This window comes from Microcoleus sp. OTE_8_concoct_300 (assembly GCF_031383065.1).
Lineage (GTDB): Bacteria > Cyanobacteriota > Cyanobacteriia > Cyanobacteriales > Microcoleaceae > Microcoleus.
Map to the genome: position 1 here is coordinate 1 of NZ_JANMZH010000071.1, position 3,937 is coordinate 3,937.

Below are 3,937 nucleotides of genomic sequence, written 5' to 3' on the forward strand. Positions count from 1 at the left end.
CAGTACGGATGCTCAAAATAATTAATCACAACCAATACTAAGGTTCTGAACCGATTAAATCGTCAGTAAAAGACGTTAAAACCTACCCCCGGACTGGAGGAAAGTCACGACCGAGGAGCTAGTTGTAAGACTAGGATAGCAGACCGCCATTTTTGGCCAAAGGATTGCGCCCGGAAACCCTGGCAATAGGGATATTAAGGCCCGAAAGTCTTAAGAATCCCCGTCGCGATCGCGCGGGGAGTGTCAAGACACCAAGCGGATGCGATAGCTAATCTGTTGCTCTGTTGTTAACGGTTAAACATCTTTATTTTGGTTAAGGATGTGCCGTTAGCCGGCGCAAGCTCACTAAACAAAGGCGCGTGCTAACATTACCTAGAAATAGGTCGGGGACAACCATATTCTCCTACACTTTCATACCAACAAGCTTTATGACAACAACACCCTCCGTCAACATCCAAGAAAAAATTGAAGAAGAACTAGAAAGCGCTCGTACCGTCTGTGACCTCAAGGGCGCCACTTCCGGGGAATGCGCGGCTGCGTGGGACGCAGTTGAAGAACTGCAAGCAGAAGCTTCCCACCAAAAGCAAGTCAAACCTAAGAATTCTTTTGAAAAATATTGCGACGACAATCCTGACGCTGCTGAGTGCCGCATCTACGACGAATAAACGAGCTATTTAGCTCTCTGCCGAACCTCCCGCGCCGAAATCTAACTTTTGGCGCGGGAGAATTTTATTTTATGGGTTGAGCCTTTAGGTTAGGTAATGGCGAGATTTGCCCTCTATTCTATACGGTTCAAATCAGCCAGGTTCCCCCTCGCCCCCTTGGGCGACAAGAATTTGCTCTGGCATCGCCCAAGGTTCGGGGGATGCTGCAAGGGAGATCCGAGGAATAAACAGTTTTAACCCAAGCCTATTGCCGTCTATCGTGTCTCAAGTACCTTTCAAAGCGCGCCAAGTACCTTAGAAAAGGTAGCAGTAACAAAACCTTAAGGCCGTGTTCAGGTTACTGATTTTTTAGCATTTTTGTAGTAGAATTTGTCACAAATAAGTGAGTATATTTTCCCAAAGATGTTCAGTCTTTTATTGGCAGCCACCCGGCCTTGGTTTCAACCGCTAGTCTGGATGGATTACCGGTTATCTGTGTTATTAACAATTTCGATCCCGCTGGTAGTGCTGATTTGGGCTGTTGTTGCAAAAGCGGAGGCGATCGTCCGTTTGTCGATTATTTATTGGCGAGTGGCGAGTTTGCTGGCAATTACTCTTTACCTGATGATGGCTGCGCTGCCTGTGAGCTTTGTGTCGTCGGTGATTGGGAGGGTCTTAATTCCTGCTTGTCTTTGGTTTTGGGAGGATTTAAACGAAGAAATTGCCGATCGACCGCAGTCGCCCCTGAAACTGGCTTTTACAGCTTGGCGGTGGGCGATTACTGTTTACAGCGGTTTGGGCGCTCTAGCTCAACTTCCCTTCTTAAGCTGTGCCTTTAAATCTCAAATTCAGGTAATTGACGAACCTTTTTGCCGCGTTTGGTTAGACCCACCTTGGCTGTACAAACAAATGTTTCACCCTACGGCCAACCCTCAATTTTTGGGATTTTTGGGTCTGATAGGTTTAGCAATCTATGTGATTTACTTGTCATACTTTGTGCTAATTAGACTGGGAAAAAACGGGAGGTCAGCTACCGGAAACTAAGTGGATTTTAAGTAAGTATTTGCCTCCTAAATTCCCGCAAAAGTATTAAACAAAAAGCTCAAAAATTCCAACTCAAAAAAGCCGGGGCGCATCTACAAAAGCATCAAACTAACAGCAGGGTGGCTGATGTCACCCCGCCCAAAAACGGATACAAGCCCCGACTCCTGTCGTGGAGATATAAAAATTTTAGACTAAGGTTCAAGCTTCCAGATTCATCTGTGGAGTAAATCTAAAATCTAGAATCTAAAATCTAAAATCGACTGACAGTAATGTTATTGGGAAAGACTGTGATGGATAGCAAACAAGCCTACTTACAGTGCTTAGAAAAGCTGATTTGGGCGCTCGATCGCCTGGAAGCAAAAGTCGAACCAAGTGAAATCGCTCGGATTGCCGAACTGATTGTTCAGCCGATGATGGGGCCCTGGCGGTTTTTTCACACTCCCGAACATATTTTTGATGTCGGGGGAAATGAAGACGCGATCGAGGTTTTGGCAGCTTTATTTCACGATACCGTCTACGTGCAAGTCGATCGCAGCATTAATTTTAACGTCAGCTACTACATCACTCCTGTTGCAAAAGAGGTTAACAAACAGCTACAAATTCGGGATAAATCTGAACTGTCTGCGGATGCTACCTTCGAGATGGTAATGCTGATATTCAATTTTGAACCGGGCGAAGTCCTCAATCCCTTCTCCGGACAAAACGAATTTCTCAGCGCTTTGGTAGCAGCAAAAGCTCTTGAACCATTTCTCAAACGCGAGCAACTGCTTCAAATTGCAGGCTGCATTGAAGCAACAATTCCGTTTCGCGCCGCCGAGTCCGGAGTAACGGTAAGCCAGCGCCTTTATGACCGCTTGCAAGCAATAAATAGCCTGTTTAACCTCACTTTTACTGACGAGCAAATGCGGGAAACGGTGAAAAAATCTGTGCGAATTTCTAACCGGGATGTGAGGAGTTTTGCTCACCCGAGTGCAGCCCATTTTTTGGCAAATACCTGGAATTTACTGCCGGAAACCAATCATAATCTCATCTGCTGCGGTTTTTACACGATTCGCGACTACCGAGTTGCTTTGCTGAAGATGGAAGGTTTTCTGAATTATCTCAAGCCAGAGATGATTTTCCGGCAGTTTGAGGGATATCCAGACGATCGCACGTATCAGCGCTGGGAAACTACTGCTAAGTCCAATCTCGAAATTGCAAAGCTTTATTTGGGGTGCAAACTGCCTGCTTTAGCCCTGCTAGAAGCTCTTTCTTCGGATTTGGGGATTGAGGTTTCTCTGGCGATGATGATGGGAGGAGTTCCGGATCAAACTGCTAACTGCGTGCGCCTGGAAAGCTTTTTTCCAGAAATAGAGAAACCTTACAAACCTAAAATTAGTTTAGAAGCGGAAGTATTGAATTTATTAGAAAATGGGCGGGCTAAAAGCACTTCTAATACCGATTTGGAGATATCGCCCCTGACAACGTTTGTGGTAAAAATTGTTGGCTTTGACGAAATGCGCTATCAGTGCGATCGAGCTAAGGAATTTTTTAGACAAAATCTAAACGCCGACGACTTTATTTCCGGCTTTAACCCGATAGTTACAGAAATTGTTATTGATTCAATTCTCAAGTTGTTTGACAGCCGCAAATCTACTATCTACCGATACTACGATATCACTTCTAAGTTAAAGTCCCAACCCCAAACCAATTTTCCCGATCGCCCTTTTCGATCAAATGGTTGACTCGCTCTAAATACAGTATTATTGCCTCGTATAGAGAAAAGACCGTTACTCAGCTTATACAAGAGTGGATTGATCGATTACACCGTGACAAGATTGATTGACTCGCTTTCTCTACGTCAATCCGCCTATCCATCCCGCCACCAACAGCCGTACAGATATGGTGTGGGGCTTCCAGCAAAGATGCTAAAACTTGATACAGCAGATTTCAACTGAGTGAAGTACATTCACCCCACCCGCCCTATCGAGCACCCTCCCCGAACTTCGGGGAGGGTGCCAGGGGTGTACTCCATTTAGATGCAAAGCGCTGTAAAAACAGGTTTTAGCTGCCTTAAATTCGTGACGGCGATCGTGTTCTAAACGCAGTTTAAAATCCGCCTGAGTTTGTAACTTCAATTCCCTGACTAACGGTGTTTCGGGAGCAACTCAGTTTTGTAAAAAGCGTTTTTTAGGAATGAGAATTAAATAACTTCCACAAGTTTGTGGGATGGGCGTCCCGCCCGTCCTTTTTGGACGGGCGGGACGCCC

At 45.5% G+C, this 3,937-nt stretch carries 3 protein-coding genes; all 3 read left to right on the forward strand.

What is annotated here, in order from left to right:
- The first annotated feature begins 428 nt into the window (after window positions 1–428).
- The 3 genes from ACUVJL_RS03580 to ACUVJL_RS03590 all read left to right on the forward strand — a co-directional run bounded on the left by ACUVJL_RS03580 (window position 429) and on the right by ACUVJL_RS03590 (window position 3,412).
- Window positions 429–665: a Calvin cycle protein CP12 gene (locus ACUVJL_RS03580; RefSeq protein ID WP_445244591.1), complete on the forward strand. Its 237-nt coding sequence runs from the start codon at window positions 429–431 to the stop codon at window positions 663–665.
- A gap of 402 nt (window positions 666–1,067) precedes the next feature.
- On the forward strand, window positions 1,068–1,688 hold the full coding sequence (locus ACUVJL_RS03585) for a DUF3177 family protein (RefSeq protein WP_445244592.1): 621 nt from the start codon (window positions 1,068–1,070) through the stop codon (window positions 1,686–1,688).
- Window positions 1,689–1,957: 269 nt separating this feature from the next.
- Entirely contained in the window at window positions 1,958–3,412 is a 1,455-nt protein-coding gene (locus ACUVJL_RS03590) for a hypothetical protein (protein ID WP_445244593.1), read from the forward strand.
- The last annotated feature ends 525 nt before the right edge of the window (window positions 3,413–3,937 follow it).